We start from the raw sequence: 19,075 nt of genomic DNA on the forward strand, positions 1-19,075 counted from the left end.
GGCCCACCCCGCCCACCAACTTCCCGGGGCGGGATCCGGAAGCAGGCGCGTCCCCCGGGTCGGTCCCGCCTGTCGGGCAGGGAGCGGTTCGCGGCAAGAACTCGTGAGGCAGCCGACCGAGCGCTGCTCGGAAACTTCCCAAGCCTTGCGCCCGCCCGATAGGATGTGGCGGTTTTCACTGCACTTTTTGCTGGGTGAAGGGCTTCATGGAGCGTCGCGTCCTCATCGTCGAAAGCCAGAACGACTTCGCACTCAGCATGGCCTCCGTGCTCAAGAGCGCGGGCTACAACACGGCCATGGCCACCACTGCGTCAGACGCGCAGCGGGAATTGGAGAAGCGCCGACCGGACCTCGTCGTCGTGCGCGCGGAGCTGCCGGACCAGTCCGGCTTCGCCCTCTGTGGGCAAATCAAGAAGGGCAAGTGGGGCCAGAACCTGAAGGTCCTCCTGCTCTCCTCCGACTCCGGCGTGGAGGGCCTGAACAAACACCGTGAGACGCCGGCCGCCGCGGACGGCTACCTCGTCATCCCGTTCGAAATGGGCGAGCTCGCCTCCATGAGCGCGGGCATCGTGCCGCCCGGCTCCGACGACTCGGACGCGGACCTGGACGCCGCGCTGTCCGGCGCCCCGCGGGAAGCCCCGCCGCCCATGCCGGGCGTGCGCACGGGCGCCCCGCCCAAGCTGCCCAAGCGCGAGCGCCGCAGCGCCATGACGGACGACGACAAGGCCTTCATGGACCGGGCCTTCTCGTCCATCGCGGACCGCAAGGCGGAGCTGCTGGCGGAATCGCGTCAGCTCAAGCGCCCGCCCCCGCGCCGCGAGCTGATGGGCACGCCCGAGGGCAAGGTCCAGATCCTCCGGGATGAATTGAAGACGCGCGAAGCCCAGCTCGCGCGCCTGTCCGAAATCTGGAGCGTCCGCGAGCGCGAGCTGCTCTCCGTCGAGGACCGCCTCCACGAGAAGGACGTGGAGCTGCAGGGCCTGAAGATGCAGGTGGACGACCTGCTCAGGCGATTCAACGACGCGCAGCAGTCCATCGTCCAGAAGGAGCGCGAGCACGGCGCCACCGTCGACGACCTGCTCCTCCAGAAGTTCTCCTCGGAGAAGGACCTCATCGAGGTCGTCGCCTCCAAGGAGAAGGACATCAACGTCCTGCGCAAGGAGGTCAACCTCCGCGACGAGGAGCTGGCCCGGCGCGGCGCGGACCTGGAGAGCTGGCGCAACGAGTTCGACAAGCTGGAGAAGCACCTCGGCGTCGTCACGCTGGAGTTCGAGGTCAAGGAGCAGAAGCTCCAGGACACCGTCCGCGCCAACGAGGCGGACATCCTCCAGCTGCGCGAGCGCGGCGATCAGTTCGAGTCCGAGCTGTCCCGCACCGTCAGCGAGCGCGACCAGCGCTACGCCGAACTGGACGGCGAGCTGCAGGCCCTCCAGGAGCGGCTGACGCAGACGGAGCAGGAGCGCGACGCCACCGTGCGCGGCCTGGAGGCCCGGTCCACCACGGCGGAGGAGCACGCCAGCCGCTCGGACGCGGAGATTGAGCGCCTCAACGCCGAGCGCGCCGCGCTGGAGCAGCGCCTCACGCAGCAGGTGGCGGACCTGGAGTCCGACATCGCGCGCGTCACCGGCGAGCGCGACCAGCTCCGGCTGGACAAGGACGCCCTGGAGGCGGACCTCACGCAGCGCGTGGAGGAGCGGGACGGGAAGATCTCCGCGCTCGACCGCGAGCTGCAGGAGGCCATCGCCCGCAACGAGAACAGCGAGGCGGAGCTCAACGCCACCATCCAGCAGCACCGCGAGCGCATCGGTGAGCTGGAAGGCGAAGTCGAGGCCGTCAAGACGCACCTGGAGGACCGCGAGAACGAGCTGAACGCGGAGCTCCAGGCGCTGCAGCAGGCCAAGGACGCGCTGGAGCAGGACCTCACCAGCCAGCTGGAGGACCTGCGCGCGGCGAAGGACGCCCTGGAGGCGGACCTCAACGGTCAGATTCAAGCGCTCACCGAGCAACTGGACGCGTCCCAGCGCCAGGGTGAACAGCTCTCCGCGCGCGTGGCCTCGCTCGAGGACACCGTCGCCCAGCGCGACGGCACCATCGAGGGCCTGCAGACCGACGTCTCCGACCGCGACGCACGCATCGCCGAGCTGACCGGCAACCTGGAGGCCACGAGCCAGCAGCTCTCCGAGACGCAGGGCACGCTCTCCAGCACGGAAGCCACCCTCGCGGAGACGCGCGGCGAGCTGGAGGCCACCAGCCAGCAGCTCTCCGAGACGCAGGGCACGCTCTCCAACACGGAGGCCACCCTCTCCGAGACGCGCGGCGAGCTGGAGGCCACCAGCCAGCAGCTCTCCGAGACGCAGACGCGCCTGGCGCAGACGGAGGAGACGCTCTCCACCACGCGCGGCGAGCTGGAGGCCACCAGCCAGACGCTGGCCACCACCGAGGCGACGCTCGCCCAGACGCAGGACACGCTGGCGCGCACGGAGGCCACGCTCGCCGACACGCAGGCGACCCTCTCCAGCACGGAAGGCACGCTGGCGGAGACGCGCGGCGAACTGGAGGCCACCAGCCAGACGCTGGCGGACACCCAGTCCAAGCTCGCGCAGACGGAGGAGACGCTCTCCACCACGCGCGGTGAGCTGGACGCCACCAGCCAGACCCTCTCCGACACGCAGGCCACGCTCTCCAGCACGGAGGGCACGCTCTCCGAGACGCGCGGCGAGCTGGAGGCCACCAGCCAGACGCTGACGGAGACGCAGTCCAAGCTCGCGCAGACGGAAGGGACGCTCGCGTCCACCCAGGGCGAGCTGGAGGCCACCAGCCAGACGCTGGCCACCACCGAGGCGACGCTCGCCCAGACGCAGGACACGCTGGCGCGCACGGAAGGCACGCTCGCCGACACGCAGGCGACGCTCTCCAGCACGGAAGGCACGCTCGCGGAGACGCGCGGCGAGCTGGAGGCCACCAGCCAGACGCTCACGCAGACCCAGGAGACCCTGGAGTCGACGCGCGCCGACCTGGCGAAGGTCACCTCGCACCGCGACGAACTGGACGCGGAGCTCAACGAGACGCGCGACATCCTGCAGGAGACCAACGGCCTCCTCGCCCGCACCACCGAGGAGCGCGACGCGCGCATCGCGGAGCTGGCGGCGCTCAACGCGGCGAAGGACGCGCTGGAGCAGGACCTCACCGGCCAGATTGGCCAGCTGCGCGCGGACCTGTCGGAGACGCAGGGGCTCTACGACGCGGAGCGCTCCGCCCACGCGGCGCTCGCGGAGGAGACCACCGCGCGCATCAACGCCCTCACCGGCGAGCGCGACAACCTGTTCGCGGAGCTGAACGCCACGTCGCAGCAGCTGGCCGACACGCAGGGCCAGCTCGCCAGCACCCAGGACACACTGGCCCGCGAGGAGCAGACCCACGCGCAGTCCCGCCAGGCCGCCGCCAGCGCCCAGGCGGAGCTCACGCGCCAGCTCACCGAGGCCCAGGCCAACGGCGAGGACCTGGCCGAACAGCTCATCGTCACCAAGCACGAGCTGGGCACGCGCGTGTCGGAAGTCACGCAGCTGTCCTCCAAGCTCGCGCAGACGGAGGACGCGCGGCACGACCTGGAGGACCGCCTCCAGACGCTCACCCACGAGTCGCAGCGCCGTGAGGAGCTCCTCCAGAACGAGGTCGACACCAAGGGCAAGGAGCTGTCGGACACGCTCCGCAAGCTCACGCACGTGACGCAGGAGAAGATGCGTCAGGCGGAGGTGCTCAACCGCGAGGTCTCCACCCGCACGGAGCAGGTGAAGCAGCTGGAAGGCCAGCTGGAGCAGCAGGCCTCCGAGGCGAAGAAGCAGGCGGACGCGCTCAACCAGCAGGTCGCCAACGTCTCCGGCGAGCTGGACGGGGCGCGCAAGGCCATCGCCGACCGCGACGGACAGCTGCAGCAGGCCTCGCAGCAGCAGAAGAAGCTCACCAGCGAGCGCGACGGACTGGCCGGGCAGCTCCAGCAGGCCCAGGCCCAGGCGCAAACGCAGGCCCAGCAGGCGCAGGCCGCCGCCGCCGAGGCGAAGAAGCAGTCGGACGACCTTGCCGCGAAGCTCGCGAAGGCGGACCAGCGCATCGCCCAGCTCTCCCAGGAGGCCCAGAAGTTCGCCGCCGACACGGAGGCGAAGCTCAAGGACGCCCAGGCCCAGGTGCAGACCCGCACCAAGAAGGCCCAGGACCTGGAGCTGGCGCTGGAGAACGCCCAGAGCACCCGCGCCCGCGCGGAGAAGGACCTCAACGCCCGCGTCGCCGCGGCGGAGACCAAGGCCAACGAGGCGGCCGCCAGGCTCGCCACTGCGCAGAAGGAGCGCAAGGACCTGGAGGCCCGTCAGGCCAAGGAGCTGGAGGACCTCAACACCAAGCAGAAGGCGGAGCTCGAGCGCCGCGAGGCCATCAAGGCGCAGGAAGTCGCCCGCCTCCAGACGTCCGTCCAGGAGAAGAGCAAGGCGCTCAAGGTCGCCGAGCTGGAGCTGGCCCGCTACAAGACCAAGGCCCCGGCCGCCGCCCCCGCCGCGAAGGCCGGCGCCAAGGCCACGGAGGAGGAGCACCTGGCCGCCACCGTCCAGGCGAACCCGGTCATCCCGGCCGCCGCCAAGCCCCCGGCCAAGGCCGCCGCCAAGCCCGCCGCGAAGAAGGCCGCTGCCGCGCCCACCCCCGTCCCCGTGGACGAGGAGGCCCCGGAGCGCACCATGGTGATGCAGCTGCCCACCGCCCCTGAAGCCGGCGAGGACGACTGGACGGCGCTCGTCGACGAGCTCGACAAGTAGCCCGCACCCCGGCCCTCCCCTCACCCGGGAGGGTCCACCGCCGGAAACCCGGCGGAAACGACAAGGGCCCGCGCACTCCATGGAGTGCCGGGCCCTTCGTCCATCTCAAGACTGTCCCGCGACGGCTACAGCGCCGTGGCCGCCTTCGCCTCACGGATGAGGTCCCGGAAGTGCAGCGCGCCCACCACGTCCCGCACCACCGACACCGGACGGCCCTCTTCCAACGCCAGCGCCTGCGCCTGCCGCCACCGTTCCAGCAGCGTCCGCGTCGCGATGTACGCCAGCACGAGGGGGAAGCCCCCCGGCATCACCACCACCAACACCGCCATCGCCAGCTTCAGCCACGCCCACATGACCCGCGACCTCGTCGTCCTGAGATACGCCCGCATAGATGCACGGTGCATGCCCGCGGTGCGAAAATAATTACGCACCCTGATTCCGCAGGGTTACAGCTCCCAAGGTCCTCAAGAGTGCGGACGGCGCCCCCACAACCCTGGCATTTTTGCCGCAGTGGCCACGGAACCGTCGGTTAAGTTGACGGGTGTGAGCCCCCCCCAACTGACTTCGGAGATCCGCTCGTTCACCAGCGTGGAGGACGCGGCGCGTCGCCTGGAGGCGGTGGGCTACCTGTCGTCCCCTGAAATCGCCACGGCGGTGTTCCTCGCGGACCGGATGGGCAAGCCCATCCTGGTGGAGGGCCCGGCCGGCGTGGGCAAGACGGAGCTGGCCAAGGCCCTGTCGCAGGCGCTGGACCGGACCTTCCTCCGGCTCCAGTGCTACGAGGGGCTGGACGAGGCCAAGGCCCTCTACGAGTGGGAGTACGCCAAGCAGCTGCTCTACACCCAGCTGCTCAAGGACAAGATTGGCGAGCTGACCCAGGGCACGTCCACGCTGGCGGAGGCAGCGGACCGGCTCGCTTCCGGGGACGCGGTGTTCTTCTCCGAGCGCTTCCTCCTCCCCCGCCCCATCCTCCAGGCCCAGCTGTCGGACACGCCCGCGCTGCTGCTGGTGGACGAAATCGACAAGGCGGATCCGGAGTTCGAGGCCTTCCTCCTGGAGGTCCTGTCGGACAACGCTGTCACGGTGCCGGAGCTGGGCACCATCCGCGCGAAGCATGTCCCGCGTGTCATCCTCACCAGCAACAACGCCCGCGAGCTGTCGGACGCGCTCAAGCGCCGCTGCCTGCACCTGCACATCGACTTCCCGGACCGCGAGCGCGAGCTGAGAATCGTCCGCTCGCGCCTGCCGGAGGTCCCCCAGGTGCTGGCCGAGCAGGTGGTGGAGGCCGTCGCCGCCATCCGCGCGCTGGATTTGAAGAAGGCCCCGTCCATCAGCGAGACACTGGACTGGGCGCAGAGCCTGACGCTGCTCAACGCGGAAGCGCTCAGCGCGGACGTCGTCGCCGCCACGCTCAACCTCGTCCTCAAATACGAGGGCGACATCGAGAAGGCCCGCGCCAACCTGCCCACCATCGCGCAGGCCTGACGCAGAGCGGCGCGCGGGAACGACCGCGGAACGCCGATCGTTGGCGTTTCACGCTTTGCGTCCCTATTGGGCCTGGGTACAAGTCCCTCAGCTGTCCCACCCCTAGCCCGAGAGGAACATCCCGATGAGCTCGACCTCATCCACCGTGCTGCGCGCCGAACACATCTGGCTCGATGGGAAGCTGATGAAATGGGACGAGGGCAACGTGCACGTGATGACGCACGCCCTCCACTACGGCCTGGGCGTCTTCGAGGGCATCCGCGCCTACAGGACCCATGACGGCCGGCTCGCCGTCTTCCGGCTGCGCGAGCACATCCGCCGCATGATGGACTCCGCGCACATCATCATGCTGCAGATGCCCTACACCGAGGATGAACTGGTGGAGGCCACGCTGGAGCTGCTGCGCACCCAGAAGGCGCAGTTCGCCAACGGCGCGTACCTGCGCCCTGTCGCCTTCATGGGCGACGGCGCCATGGGCCTGGGCGCGGTGAACCCCACCCGCGTGGGCATCACCGCCTGGGACTGGGGCGCGTACCTGGGCGACAAGGGCATGAAGGAAGGCATCCGCGCCAAGGTCAGCTCGTTCACGCGCAACCACGTGAACGTGAACATGGTGCGCGGCAAGATTACCGGCCAGTACGTCAACTCCATCCTCGCCAAGCGCGAGGCGGTGATGGCCGGCTACGACGAGGCCATCCTCCTGGACATCAGCGGCTTCGTCGCGGAGGCCTCCGGGGAGAACATCTTCCTCGTGAACAAGAAGGGCATCATCAAGACGCCGCCCCTCTCCTCCCCCGTCCTGGACGGCATCACCCGCGACACGGTGCTCCGGCTGTTGCGCGACGCCGGCCACACCACCATCGAGGAGGTCACCGTCACCCGTGACGCCCTCTATATCTGCAACGAGGTCTTCTTCACCGGCACCGCCGCGGAGATCACCCCCGTGCGCGAGGTGGACAACCGGCAGATTGGCGACGGCAAGCCCGGCCCCATCAGCCGGTTCGTCCAGGACATGTACTTCCGCGTCGTGCGGGGCCAGGAAGCCCGCTATGCGGACTGGCTGACCTACGTTTGAGGACAGTCCAGCGGACGTGAAGTCCCGGCGGACGGGGGAATCGGGTAGAACCCGTACCCGATGCCTCCCGCCGGCTACGCGTACGAAGACAATCCCTTCAAGCTGGAGAACCCGTCCGTCCTCGACATCGCTCCGGGTGAGCCGAAGTCGCTGGAGGACACGGGCCTGAGGATGGGTCTGCTCGCGGACCTGGGCCTCAAGTTCCTCTATTACGCCGGCACCGGCACGGGCATGGCCATCGCGGAGAGCATGTGCCTGCCCTGGTCCGGCGTGGTGGAGCACGTGGTGGACTTCCTCGCCGCGGAGAAGCTGGTGGACCTGCGCGGCGGCAAGGGCTTTGGCCGCGCGTCCGTGGAGTTCGCCCTCACGGAGAAGGGCCGCGAGTACGCGCGTGACGCCCTCACCCGCTCCACCTACGTGGGCCCCGCCCCCGTCCCCATCGAGCAGTACAACGCCCTCATCAGCAGCCAGACGGAGGAGACGCCCGTCGTGGGCCAGGAGGACCTGGTCTCCGCCCTGGGCCACCTCACCGTCTCCGCGGAGCTGATGGACAAGCTGGGCCCGGCCGTGAACTCCGGCCGCTCGCTCTTCCTCTACGGCCCGCCGGGCAACGGCAAGACGAGCCTGGCGGAGGCGATTTCCCACATGTTCGGCGGCGAGGTGTTCGTCCCGCACTGCCTCGAAATCGACAACCAGATCATCAAGGTCTTCGACCGCATCATCCACACGCCCGTGTCGCTGGAGGTGGGTCGCGATGCCAACGGCCGCCGGCAGACGTTCGAAATGGACAAGCGCTGGTCGCTCTGCCGGCGCCCCGCCGTGGTGGTGGGCGGCGAGCTGACGCTGGAGACGCTGGACCTCATCTACTCGGAGAGCACCCGCTTCTACGAGGCGCCGTTCCAGGTGAAGGCCAACGGCGGCATGCTCCTCATCGACGACTTCGGCCGCCAGAAGGTCCACCCCACGGACCTGCTCAACCGGTGGATCGTCCCCCTGGAGAAGCGGGTGGACTTCCTCACCCTGCACACCGGCAAGAAGTTCGAGATTCCCTTCGATCAGCTGCTCGTCTTCTCCACCAACCTGGACCCCAAGGAGCTGGTGGACGAGGCCTTCCTGCGGCGCATCAAGTACAAGATTGAAGTGGGCAATCCGGACGAAGAGTCCTACCGGGAGATCTTCCGCCGGGTGTGCGAAGCGGCGGGCATCCCCTACGTGGACCAGGCCATCACCTACCTGGTGGAGCACTACTACAAGCCGCGCAGCATGGAGATGCGCTCCTGCCACCCCCGCGACCTCGTGTCGCTCATCCGGGACGCGGCCCGATACCGGCAAATCCCGCCAGCCCTTTCAAAAGACCTGCTGGATCAGGCCTGCGAGGTGTTCCTGGTGAATCTCTAGTCGGGTTTTATTTGTTCCAACCGCGCGGAATTTCTAGACTCCGCGTGCCGTTGTACCTCCCGGCGCAGCCTCTGGGAACCAGCGCCCGGGGCGGGCCGGAGCGAGAAGGAGCCGCAGTCCGTGAAGGAACGCTACCAGGACATCGACGAGAAGAACGAGCAGCTGCGCGAGTACCTTGAGATCTACAAGGGCAAGCCGCCAGCGCGTGAGTACCTCGACCGCTTCGAGATGTCGTGGATCTACCACGACGCCGCGCTCGAAGGCGTCGTGTACACGCACCAGGAGCTGATGGCCGCGCTCTTCCCGGAGCGCACGGCGGCGGAAGCCTCCATGATCCCGGTGGTGTTGGAGATCCGCAACCACAAGGCGGTGGCGGACTTCATCCGCGAGGAGGCCGCGGGCGCGAAGAAGCAGTCCGCGCTCACGCTCACCACCATCAAGCGGATGCACGACCTCTTCCTGGGCAACACGCCGGAAGCCCTGGCCGAGCGTGCGCGCATGGAGCGCCGCGAGCGCACGGAGAAGGAGCTGGCCAAGGAGCGCGACCGCGCGGGGCTGCGCAAGGACATGCCCCTGCACCGCACCTACTTCCACGACATCACCCAGCCCGCGAAGATCCAGGCCCGGCTGGAGAAGCTCGTGGACCACACCGCCAGCGCGGAGTTCCGCGAGTTCCACCCCATCAAACAGGCGGCGGTGGTGCAGCACGAGTTCCTGCAGATCTTCCCCTTCACCGAGCACAGCGGGAAGGTGGGGCGCATGTGCAGCAACCTCATCCTGCTGCGCAACGGCTACATGCCCGCGGTCATCCACTCCATCGACCGGCAGCGCTACTACGAGTCCTTCCGCGCGCCCGTGGCCACGTTCCGCACGGTGCTGATGGACGCGATGGAGAACTCGCTGGACAACGGCGTGAAGTACTTCCGCGACCTCGGCCGCAAGTACAAGACGGTGGAGTAGCGCGCACGGGGCGGCGTGCCGCCGGAGGACTGGCGAGGGAGCAGGCGTCCCACCCGTCCTCCGCCGCGGCGTGAAGAACGCGCGGCACGTCGACACCATTGGGGTGTTGGAAACACCCCTGGAACGTCATGGGGAGAACATCCGACTTCTCGAATCCCCGTGGCGGAGGAAGTAAAAGAAGAGTCCCCATGCCCGTGACCCCGTCCCTCCAAAGCCGCCGCACCCAGCTTCCCGCCGGGAGCGAGCTCACGGAGCCTCCGCCAGCGCGGTTGGCGAAGCTGCCCGCCGCCGACAAGCTGGCCCGCCTGCTCCAGGTGGCCAAGGGTCACCGCCGGGCGCTCATCCTCACCCACGACAACCCGGACCCGGACTCCATGGCGGCGGCGGTGTCGCTCGCCCATCTGCTGGAGCGCAAGGCCGGCATCGAAGCCCACGTGGGCTACGGCGGCATCATCGGCCGGGCGGAGAACGTCGCCTTCGTGCGCGTGCTCCGGCTGCCGGTGTCGCACGTGTCGCAGATCGACTTCAGCCAGTACGACCTCTTCGGTCTGGTGGACACGCAGCCGCCGGTGCGCAACCACTCGCTGCCGGCGCGCTACCGCGCGGACCTGGTGGTGGACCACCACCCGCTGCGCGAGGAGAGCCTGCTGGCCCCCTTCGCGGACGTGGGCGGCGACTTCGGCGCCACCTCCACCATGCTGGCGGAGTACCTGCGGGCCGCCCGGCTGGAGCCGTCCGTCGAAATCGCCACCGCGCTCTTCTACGGCATCAAGGCGGACACGCGGGACCTGGGCCGTGAGACGACCCAGACGGACGTGGACAGCTACCTGTGGCTGTTCCCCCGCTGTGACAAGCAACTGCTGGGACAGATTGAGCACCCGGAGCTGCCGGCGCGCTTCTTCCAGCTGTTCCACACGTCCATCGAGAAGGCCAAGGTCTACGGCACCGCCATCATCACCGACCTGGAGGAGGTCTACTCCCCGGACATGGTCGCGGAGGTGGCCGAGCGGATGATGTACCTGGAAGGGATGAAGTGGTCCCTGGCGTACGGGACATTCCGCAACCAGCTCTTCCTGAGCCTGCGGGTGAAGGACCGGCGCATGAACGCGGGCCGCCTCATCCGCGAGCTGTGCGAGGACCTGGGTGGTTCGTCCGGCGGCCACGGCAGCATGGCGGGCGCGCGGCTGCCCCTGTCCGGCAGCGCGGCCAAGCGCAAGGCGCTCAAGCGCGAGGTGGTGTCGCGCTTCCTCGAAGCCTTTGGGGTCTCCGAGGAGCGGCCGGTGTCGCTGCTGTCCGCGCAGGACACGTGATCTACTGGGACCACAACGCCGCCGCGCCGGTGCGCGCGGAGGTCGGCGCGCTGCTCGCCAGGGCCTTCACGGAGGGCGGCTTCGGCAACGCATCCAGCGTGCACGGTGGCGGGCGCGAGGCCCGGGCCCGGCTGGACGCGGCGCGAGCGAAGGTGGCGCGCGTCCTGGGCTGCGAGCCGAAGGAGCTCACCTTCACCGCGTCGGGCAGCGAGGCGGATGCGCTCGCGCTGATGGGGGCGTACGCGGCCCGCCCGCTGAAGGACCGCCGCCGCGTGGTGTCCACCACGGTGGAGCACCCGTCGGCGCTGGGCGCGCTCGCGCAGCTGGAGAAGGACGGCGCCCAGGTGGTGCGGCTGTCCCCTGATTCCAACGGCCGGGTGCCGCTGGAGGCCGTGCTGGAGGCGCTCACGCCGGACACCGCGCTGTGTTCGCTGATGTGGGCCAACAACGAGACGGGCGTGCTGCAGCCGGTGGCGGAGGCCGCGCGCGCGTGCCGTCAGCGCGGCATCCTCTTCCACACGGACGCCGTGCAGGCCGCGGGCAAGGTGCCGCTCACCTTGCGCGAAGTGGACGCGGACCTGCTCTCCCTCTCCGCGCACAAGTTCGGGGGCCCCCAGGGCGTGGGCGTGCTCGTGGTGCGCAAGGGCGTGGACGTGCGGGCGCTGACGCCCGGACACCAGGAGGGAGGCCGGCGCGGAGGCACACAGAACGTGCCCTACGCCGAGGCCCTGGCGCTGGCCCTGGAGCTGGCCGCCGCGGATCAGCCCAGCACCGCCGCGAGGGTGACGGCCCTGCGCGACACCTTCGAGGAGCAGGTGCTCCAGCGGCTGCCCGGCGTGACGGTGAACGGCGCTGGCGCGCCCCGGGTGCCCAACACCAGCAACCTGCGCTTCGACGGAGTGGAGGGGGAAGCGCTGCTGATGGCGCTGGACCTGGAGGACATCCGCGTCTCGTCGGGTGCGGCCTGCGCGTCCGGCACGCTGTCGCCGTCCCACGTGCTTCGCGCCATGGGCCTCTCCCCCGCCGAGGCGCGCGGCAGCCTGCGCTTCAGCCTGGGCCCCACCACCACACCGGCGGAGGTGGAGCGCGTGGTGGAAGCGCTCTGTACCCACGTTCCCCGCGTGCGCGCGCTGGGCTGATCACCACTTCTGGTCCGGCAGGTTCTTCTCGCGGACCTCCGGATCCGGCTGCCCGTATCCGGGGATGCCCTCCTTGGCCTCGTCAGGCTTGGGCGGAAGCCGCTCGTCGCCCCGCCTTGTCTCTCGGGTGGGGTGGTCCTGTTCGGGCTGTTGCTGCTTTCGCTCGGTCGCCATGGATTCCTCCCGGTGCATGTTCGCGGGAGGAAAGGTCATCATCCGGGGCAGGCGCCGCAGCGGGCTCCACCGGCTGGGAGCCCACGCGACAGGGCCCTGCCCGCCCGGCTACCCGTTGTCGTCGGAGGGGCCGTTGGACGGCGAGCCCCGGTACGCGGGCATCTCGTCCGTGGTGCCGAACAGGCCGCGCACCACCGCCGCGATGGCCAGCGGCGTCCCCACGTTCTCGTCGAAGTGCGGCGACAGGGCCTTCGCGTACTCCTCCGCGGACGGGAAGCGGTCCTCGGGGTTCTCCGCGAACGCGCGCGCCAGCACGTCGTCCAGCGCCTGCGGGATGTCCGGACGCACCGAGCGCAGGAGCCGGTACTTGCGCGACAGGATGCCCGCGAAGACCTCTTCCGGCGTCGAGCCCACGAAGGGCCGGCCCAGCGTGAGCAGCTCGTAGAGCACCACGCTCGCGGCCCACAGGTCCGCCTCCGGCGTGACGGCGCCCTGCAGCGACTCCGGGGACAGGTAGTACGGCTTGCCCAGCACCTCGCCGCCCTGGAGCTTGCCGTCCACCAGCACGCGCGACACGCCGAAGTCGCCCAGCTTGATCTCCCCCACGCGGGAGATGAACAGGTTGGACGGGGACACGTCGCAGTGGACGATGCCCAGCGGCTTCCCGTCCGGGCCGGTGGCGGTGTGCGCGTACGCGAGCGCCTCCAGCAGCACCTTCGCCAGGTACACCGCGAAGTCGACGGGGAGCGGAATCCCGCGCGCCTTGCACCGGCGCAGGATGTGGCCCAGGTCGCGCCCGTCCACCAGGTCCATCACCAGGAAGGACACGTCGTCCAGCATCCCGGCGTCCAGCACCTTCACGATGTTCGGGTGGTCCAGCTGGCGCGACAGCTGCGCCTCGCGGCGGAACAGGTCCACCGACGCCGGGTCACGGGTGAGCGCGGGCAACAGCCGCTTGAGCGCGACCGTCCAGCCTTCGTAGGGACCGGAGCGCACGCGCGCGCGGTACACCTCGGCCATGCCGCCCTTGCCCAGCAGCGACTGGATTTCGTAGTTGCCGAAGACGCGGATGGGCTTCGACACGGGAGTCGGCGCGTTCACGGGCTGGCGCTGCCAGCTCCTTGCGGATCACGGCCCTGGACCCGCTTACGACCGCGGGCCTGCTTCACCTGCGCCTCGTACAACGTTCCCTCGTTGGCGAACTGCTGGAGCTCGCGCTCCACCAGCGCGTTGCCCTCCGGCGGGGACCACCCCTCCGCCAGCGCACGCCGCAGCGCGACCTGGGCGAACCCCGACTCCTGCGCCGCCCGCTTCACGCACGCCGTCCAGAAGAAGGCCTCCGCCTTGGCCGCGCCGCTGCCCACGTTGCGCGCCTGCTCCAGGTACTTGAGCGCCTCCGGCTGCTGCTTGCGCAGGTAGTGCGACACGCCCATGCCCGTCAGCGCCCAGGCGTTGTTCTTCTCCTTCTCCTGGGACAGCACCAGTTGGAACTGCTGCGACGCCGCGATGGGGTTCTGGGCCAGCAGCGACTGCCCCAGCTTCAGGGTGGCCGCCACGTCCAGCGGCTCCAACCGGCGCTGCGCCGCCACCTGCGCGGCCCCACCGGACGGAGGAGGAGGCACGGGAGCCTGCGCCTGGCGCTGCTCCGGGGCCTGCGCCGTCGCGGGCGTCAGCGAGGCCCCCTGCTCCGCCGCCCGGAGCACCAGCATCCGGCTCTTGGGCAGCGCCGGGGACTCGCAGCTGTCCTCCAGCTTCACCACGCCACCCAGCGCCCGCTCCTCCACGTTGTAGACGAGCATCACCGGGAAGCTGCGGGACGGGGTGCAGGTGTCGCCCGTCTGACAGAGCGTAAGCTCCCCCAGGAAGACGTTGCCCTGGAAGTCCCCCGTCAGGATCTGCTCGGCGACCGGGCGCTGGCAGGGCCCCCCGGCCGGCGCCGTGCCGACGAGGTGCTCCCCGTCCGAGCGCAACTCGATGGGGCCGAAGGCATCTGCCTGATAGGTACTGTTCATCTGCGGACCCGCCCAGGCGAATCCGGAGGTGAGGCAGGCTACCGCCGCGAGAGCCAATGTTGGGGTCGGGAGCGACATGTCGGGGACCCGGGCATCATAGAAGTCCACGGGGCGGCTTGTAAACGCGCGAGGACGGCTTGACCGCACGCTTCTCCATCCTTATCATTTTCCCAGAACGCCCTGGGATTTTCCCAGTGATTCTAAGGACTTGCAGCAGGATTTGAGTGGTAAAGGTCTGTTCCCTGCGGGGTGCGTGATGCCCAGCAGAAATTCGAACCGATACGTCCATTCCGGGGTCCGTTTCGGTCGCCATGTGCAAGCCCTCCCCCTTCACCGGGGATGAGGGAAGCCTGCGGTGACATGATTTCGGTCCCCACCTGGCTTCTAAGGGTTCAATGGACGCTGGACACACGGCTCGGCGGGGGACTCTTTCTTTGGAGCGGCGGCGGTGAGCGAGACGGCGGCGGATACGGTGGCGGCGGCGGCGGAAAAGAAGGTAACGCTTCGTGAGGAACTGACGGCGCGCCGCAAGGCGATGACCAATGACCTCATCGACGAGCGTGGCCTCAAGGTCCAGTCTCGATTCCTGGCATCGCCCTACTATCAGAATGCGCGGACGGTAGCGCTCTACGCCCCCATCCGGGGCGAGGTGCCTACCCGGGACATCCTCATCGCGGCGTTGCAGGACGAGAAGATCGTCTGCTACCCGCTGTCCCACGTGCACGGGCGCATCCTGGCCTTCCGGGCCATCAAGTCGGAGAGCGAGCTGGAGCCGGGGCGCCTGGGCGTCCGTGAGCCCACGAACTCCTCGGACCTGATTCCGGTGGACCAAATCGACCTGTTCGTGGTGCCCGGTCTGGGCTTCAGCCCGGACGGCAAGCGGCTGGGGCGCGGCGGTGGCTACTACGACGCCACCCTCAAGGCGGCCAGTTCGCGCAGCCGCCGGGTGGGTCTGGCCTTCAACGACCAGATCGTCCAGGTGCTGCCCACGACGATCGACGACGTGGACATGGACCAGGTCGTCACGGAGAGCCAGACGCTGCGCGGCCTGTGCCGCAGCTTCGACTTCCTGGACACCTGAGCGGGGCCTGAGCCTCGGGGAGCCGGGCGAACATCCACAGGTGGGGCGGACATGGAAGTCCCGCCCTGCCCGTCGTCTTTTTTGGGCTAGTGTCCGCGGCGCCATGAACCCGGACGCACTGCGCAAGGCGACCCCCGAAGAACAGTTCGAAGAAGTCACTCGCGGCACCGTGGATTTGCACGTGCCGGAGGACCTGAAGAAGAAGCTCCAGCGCTCGTATGACAAGGGCAAGCCGCTCGTCATCAAGGCGGGCTTCGACCCCAGCCGTCCCGACCTGCACCTGGGCCACACGCTGCTGCTCACGCGCATGCGGCGCTTCCAGGAGTTCGGCCACACGGTGGTGTTCCTCATCGGTGACTTCACCGCGCTCATCGGGGACCCGTCCGGCAAGAACGCGGCCCGGCCTCCGCTCACGCGCGAGCAGGTGAAGGTCAACTCGGAGACGTACAAGCAGCAGGTCTTCAAGGTCCTGGACCCGGACAAGACGGTGGTGAAGTTCAACTCGGAGTGGCTCGACGCGCTGGGCACCGAGGGGATGATCCGCCTGGCGGCGCGCTACTCCGTGCAGCGCATGCTGGAGCGCGACGACTTCAAGAAGCGCTACCGGGAGAACACCTCCATCGCCATCCACGAGTTCCTCTACCCGCTCTTGCAGGGCTACGACTCCGTGGCGCTGAAGGCGGACGTGGAGCTGGGCGCGACGGATCAGCTCTTCAACCTGCTCGTCGGCCGTCAGCTGATGAAGGAGGAGGGCATGGAGCCGCAGGTCATCATGACCGGCCCCATCCTGGAGGGCCTGGACGCGAAGCTGGTGGACGGCGTCATCACCGGCTCCAAGATGTCCAAGAGCCTGGACAACTACGTGGGCATCGACGAGCCGGCGGACAACATCTTCGGCAAGTTGATGAGCATCACGGACGACCTGATGTGGCGGTACTACAAGCTGCTCTCCGCCATGCCGCTCAAGCAGGTGCTGGAGCTGGAGGAGCAGACGAAGTCCGGCGCGGCGCACCCCAAGGCCGCGAAGGTCGCCTTCGCGCAGGAGATGGCCGCGCGCTTCCAGGGTGAGGAGGCCGGCCGCAAGGCGGCGGAGGACTTCGAGAAGCGCTTCGCCAAGAAGGAGCTGTCCACGGAGGACCTGCCGCTCGTGGAGGTGTCGCTCGCGGGCGCGGAGAAGCTGCTCGTCACGAAGCTGCTGCCGGAGACGAAGTTCGTCGCCTCCGCCACCGAGGCTCGCAAGATGATGGGCCAGGGCGGCGTGAAGGTGAACGGGGAGAAGGTCACCGACCCCAAGGCGGAGCTGGGGGCCGGCGAGTACACCGTGCAGGTGGGCAAGCTGAAGGTCACGCGGGTGAAGCTGTCCTGAGCCACCGCGACGGACGCCGCCCGGGCCTGTTTCAGGGCGCGGGCGGCTCCTTCGGCAGCGCGCCTTCGTACAGCGCGGCCGAGCGCCCCATCATGAAGCCGTGGGGCAACAGCTTCATCAGCGTCGCGAGGAAGCGGTTGAGGACGCCGGGCACGGAGAGCTCGCGGCGGTGCACGAACGCCTCCACGGCGATGCGCGCGCAGGCCTCCGCGGACATGATGCCCACGTCGCCCGCCTTGAACTTCCGGTCCAGGCCGGACACCGACAGCATCTCCGTGGCGATGCCGCCGGGCGCGAAGACGGTGACGGACACGCCCGCCTTGCGCAGCTCGTAGGCCAGGCCCCGTCCGTAGCTGATGACGAACGACTTCGACGCGGCGTAGGCCGTCTGGTACGGCAGCGGCGCGAAGCCCGCCGTGCTTGCGACGAGCATCAGCGCCCCGCCCCCGTCCTGCTTCGCGAAGTGCGCCCCGAAGAGCTGGGACATGCGCACCACGCTGGTGATGTTGGTGGCGAGCAGCGCGTCGAAGGACTCGGGCTGCTGCTCCAGCGCATGGCCGAAGTAGGTGACGCCCGCGTTGAGGATGACGCCGTCGACGGTGCGGCCCGCCGTTGCGGTCTCGAAGACGCGCGCGGCGTCGCCGGGCCGGGTGAGGTCCGCGGAGAGGGGCAGCACCTGCACGCCGTGCGCGGACTCCAGTTCCGCCTTGAGCGCGGTGAGCCGGTCCTCGCGGCGGGCGACGGCGATGATGTGGGCGCCGTGCTCCTTCGCGAGCACGCGGGCCATCTCCAGCCCCAGGCCGGACGACGCGCCGGTAATGAGCACCCAGCGGCCTCGGAAATTCATCGGTTTCATATCGGGCGCGTTTATTTCGCGGCGCGGCGCCGGGCGCAACCGGGGAACAGCGGGCTTCGGGCACCCCTGTTAGAGTCCGGCGCACCATGCGCCTCTCCGGGTCGCTCGCCTGCTTCTTCCTGGCACTCTCCACCGCCCCCGTCGCCTTCGCGGGGAGCGGCGTCTTCGTCACCGAAGAGGCCGTGGACGCGGTGGACCAGCCCGAGTCCTCCAAGGTCGTCTTCTCCGTGCAGCCGGGCGTGTCCTATCCGCTCATGAAGAAGGGGGGCCCCGACCGCGCGTGGTGCAAGCTCCAGGGGCCCAAGGCGGAGGGCTGGGTGCTCTGCGATGGCACGCCCACGGATGCCGTCCAGAAGGCACCGGGCACGGACGCGCTCGTGCGCGCGGACCATGAGAACACGCGCCAGCAGCAGGCGGCGCGAGGCGGTGGAATGTCCCTCGCGGAGGCGAGGCCGATTGGAAGCGGAGCCGGTGCGAGCGCTCCCGCGGCAGCAAAGCCGATTGGAAGCGGATCCGGTGCAGGTGCTCCCGCGGCGGAGCCGGACGACGAGGAAGAGGTCACTGTGGCGGTGCGCGCACCCGCGGGCCGTGCGTCGGCTCCGGCTCCTGGTGACGCGGCGGCGTGCGCGAACACGTGTGATCAACCGCCCCTCTTCGCCAAGGCCCCAGCGCTGTCCGCGATGGACCGCGAGGTGCTGGACCTGTGCCCCGCGCGTCCCGACGCGAGCGTGAGCGCCGGAGACGTGCAGCGCTTCTTCGCGAAGCACTACGACGACGCGCGAGTGCAGCGCGCGCTGTCCGCGGCGGGCCGTCCGGGCTCGCGGCAGGCGAACATCGAATGGCTCACGAGCCTGTGGGTGAGCACCGGCCCGCGCAACGCGTTCACGCACGTCTTCTGCGGGGACGACTGGCAGCGCGGCCCGATTGGCGGCCTCCACTTCCTGCCCCGCTACGCGCAGCTCGAGGCGGAGGGAAAGGTCTGCTACCAGGGCCCGGTCAGGGGTGAGGACGCGGTGCGCGGCGAGCAGTACCTCATCCGCTTCAAGGGCCTGTCCCCGTGGTCCTGCGGCGTGAAGCGGACGGGCGGCTTCTCGACGTCGCAGGACGCGGTCTCCATCGCCGCCATCGGAACCCGGGCGTTCGCGCGCTGCTGTGCGCGCGGCGGGGCGAAGAAGGAAGGCGGCGTGTACTCGGCGCCGGACGTGGGTGGCGGCAACTGGCGCATCTGGTGCGGCACGCGCAACGGCACCTACGGCATCGCCACGCTGCACCCCACCGACGAAGCCGCCACCTGCGCGGAGTAGCGGACCGAGGACATCCGGCCGGACGCGTGACGCCCGGGGCGACCCCGCGCTTCACGCTGCGACCGTGAGCAGCGGACCGGCGCCACGACGGAGCGCCGGTCCCCTGCCCTGCTGAA

At 69.4% G+C, this 19,075-nt stretch carries 15 protein-coding genes and 1 other RNA gene; 11 read left to right on the top strand and 5 right to left on the bottom strand.

What is annotated here, in order from left to right; genetic code table 11:
• Nucleotides 1-206: 206 nt before the first annotated feature.
• Nucleotides 207-4,799 carry a response regulator gene (locus tag D7Y21_RS23180; RefSeq protein ID WP_121715772.1) on the top strand — a complete coding sequence of 1,531 codons (4,593 nt, stop codon included), beginning with the start codon at nucleotides 207-209 and terminating at the stop codon, nucleotides 4,797-4,799.
• 125 nt (nucleotides 4,800-4,924) lie between these two features.
• Here the strand turns inward: D7Y21_RS23180 and D7Y21_RS23185 are convergent, their stop codons facing one another.
• A complete protein-coding gene (locus D7Y21_RS23185) occupies nucleotides 4,925-5,152 on the bottom strand; it encodes a hypothetical protein (RefSeq protein WP_120565972.1) in 228 nt (75 codons plus the stop codon).
• A gap of 190 nt (nucleotides 5,153-5,342) precedes the next feature.
• On the opposite strand from D7Y21_RS23185, the gene D7Y21_RS23190 reads away from it, so the two are divergent.
• From D7Y21_RS23190 to D7Y21_RS23220, 6 genes are all read left to right on the top strand, one after another.
• Nucleotides 5,343-6,284 (top strand): MoxR family ATPase, encoded by a 942-nt coding sequence (locus tag D7Y21_RS23190; protein WP_120566062.1) that lies wholly within the window; start codon nucleotides 5,343-5,345, stop codon nucleotides 6,282-6,284.
• Between the two features lie 124 nt (nucleotides 6,285-6,408).
• Entirely contained in the window at nucleotides 6,409-7,359 is a 951-nt protein-coding gene (locus D7Y21_RS23195) for a branched-chain amino acid transaminase (protein ID WP_120565971.1), read from the top strand.
• A gap of 60 nt (nucleotides 7,360-7,419) precedes the next feature.
• Nucleotides 7,420-8,757, top strand: a complete 1,338-nt coding sequence (locus D7Y21_RS23200) for an AAA family ATPase (protein WP_120565970.1) — start codon at nucleotides 7,420-7,422, stop codon at nucleotides 8,755-8,757.
• Nucleotides 8,758-8,877: 120 nt separating this feature from the next.
• Nucleotides 8,878-9,717: a Fic family protein gene (locus D7Y21_RS23205; protein ID WP_014397865.1), complete on the top strand. Its 840-nt coding sequence runs from the start codon at nucleotides 8,878-8,880 to the stop codon at nucleotides 9,715-9,717.
• Between the two features lie 188 nt (nucleotides 9,718-9,905).
• Nucleotides 9,906-11,027, top strand: coding sequence for a bifunctional oligoribonuclease/PAP phosphatase NrnA (locus tag D7Y21_RS23215; protein ID WP_120565969.1), 1,122 nt, complete (start codon nucleotides 9,906-9,908; stop codon nucleotides 11,025-11,027).
• A complete protein-coding gene (locus D7Y21_RS23220; RefSeq protein WP_120565968.1) occupies nucleotides 11,024-12,166 on the top strand; it encodes a cysteine desulfurase family protein in 1,143 nt (380 codons plus the stop codon). Before D7Y21_RS23215 ends, D7Y21_RS23220 begins: the two co-directional genes overlap by 4 nt.
• Here D7Y21_RS23220 and D7Y21_RS42295 read toward each other — a convergent pair whose 3' ends face one another.
• The 3 genes from D7Y21_RS42295 to D7Y21_RS23235 all read right to left on the bottom strand — a co-directional run bounded on the left by D7Y21_RS42295 (nucleotide 12,167) and on the right by D7Y21_RS23235 (nucleotide 14,352).
• Nucleotides 12,167-12,340, bottom strand: a complete 174-nt coding sequence (locus D7Y21_RS42295) for a hypothetical protein (RefSeq protein ID WP_199724561.1) — start codon at nucleotides 12,338-12,340, stop codon at nucleotides 12,167-12,169.
• Between the two features lie 108 nt (nucleotides 12,341-12,448).
• Nucleotides 12,449-13,441, bottom strand: a complete 993-nt coding sequence (locus D7Y21_RS23230) for a serine/threonine-protein kinase (RefSeq protein WP_121715764.1) — start codon at nucleotides 13,439-13,441, stop codon at nucleotides 12,449-12,451.
• The gene (locus D7Y21_RS23235) at nucleotides 13,438-14,352 is read right to left on the bottom strand and encodes a type IV pilus biogenesis/stability protein PilW (RefSeq protein WP_120565965.1); all 915 of its coding nucleotides are present in this window, start codon (nucleotides 14,350-14,352) and stop codon (nucleotides 13,438-13,440) included. Before D7Y21_RS23235 ends, D7Y21_RS23230 begins: the two co-directional genes overlap by 4 nt.
• 236 nt (nucleotides 14,353-14,588) lie before the next feature.
• On the opposite strand from D7Y21_RS23235, the gene ssrS reads away from it, so the two are divergent.
• The 3 genes from ssrS (at nucleotide 14,589) to tyrS (ending at nucleotide 16,799) form a co-directional block, all read left to right on the top strand.
• A non-coding RNA gene (gene ssrS, locus D7Y21_RS23240) (6S RNA) lies at nucleotides 14,589-14,781 on the top strand.
• 19 nt (nucleotides 14,782-14,800) lie between these two features.
• Nucleotides 14,801-15,433, top strand: a complete 633-nt coding sequence (locus tag D7Y21_RS23245; RefSeq protein WP_199724560.1) for a 5-formyltetrahydrofolate cyclo-ligase — start codon at nucleotides 14,801-14,803, stop codon at nucleotides 15,431-15,433.
• Nucleotides 15,434-15,536: 103 nt separating this feature from the next.
• Complete coding sequence (gene tyrS, locus D7Y21_RS23250) at nucleotides 15,537-16,799, top strand: tyrosine--tRNA ligase (protein ID WP_120565964.1); 1,263 nt, start codon at nucleotides 15,537-15,539, stop codon at nucleotides 16,797-16,799.
• Between the two features lie 31 nt (nucleotides 16,800-16,830).
• Here tyrS and D7Y21_RS23255 read toward each other — a convergent pair whose 3' ends face one another.
• On the bottom strand, nucleotides 16,831-17,655 hold the full coding sequence (locus D7Y21_RS23255; RefSeq protein WP_121715766.1) for an SDR family oxidoreductase: 825 nt from the start codon (nucleotides 17,653-17,655) through the stop codon (nucleotides 16,831-16,833).
• Nucleotides 17,656-17,741: 86 nt separating this feature from the next.
• On the opposite strand from D7Y21_RS23255, the gene D7Y21_RS23260 reads away from it, so the two are divergent.
• On the top strand, nucleotides 17,742-18,959 hold the full coding sequence (locus tag D7Y21_RS23260) for an EndoU domain-containing protein (RefSeq protein ID WP_121715768.1): 1,218 nt from the start codon (nucleotides 17,742-17,744) through the stop codon (nucleotides 18,957-18,959).
• The last annotated feature ends 116 nt before the right edge of the window (nucleotides 18,960-19,075 follow it).

The sequence above is a fragment of the Corallococcus sp. AB045 genome (assembly GCF_003668895.1).
Classification (GTDB): Bacteria; Myxococcota; Myxococcia; order Myxococcales; family Myxococcaceae; genus Corallococcus; species Corallococcus coralloides.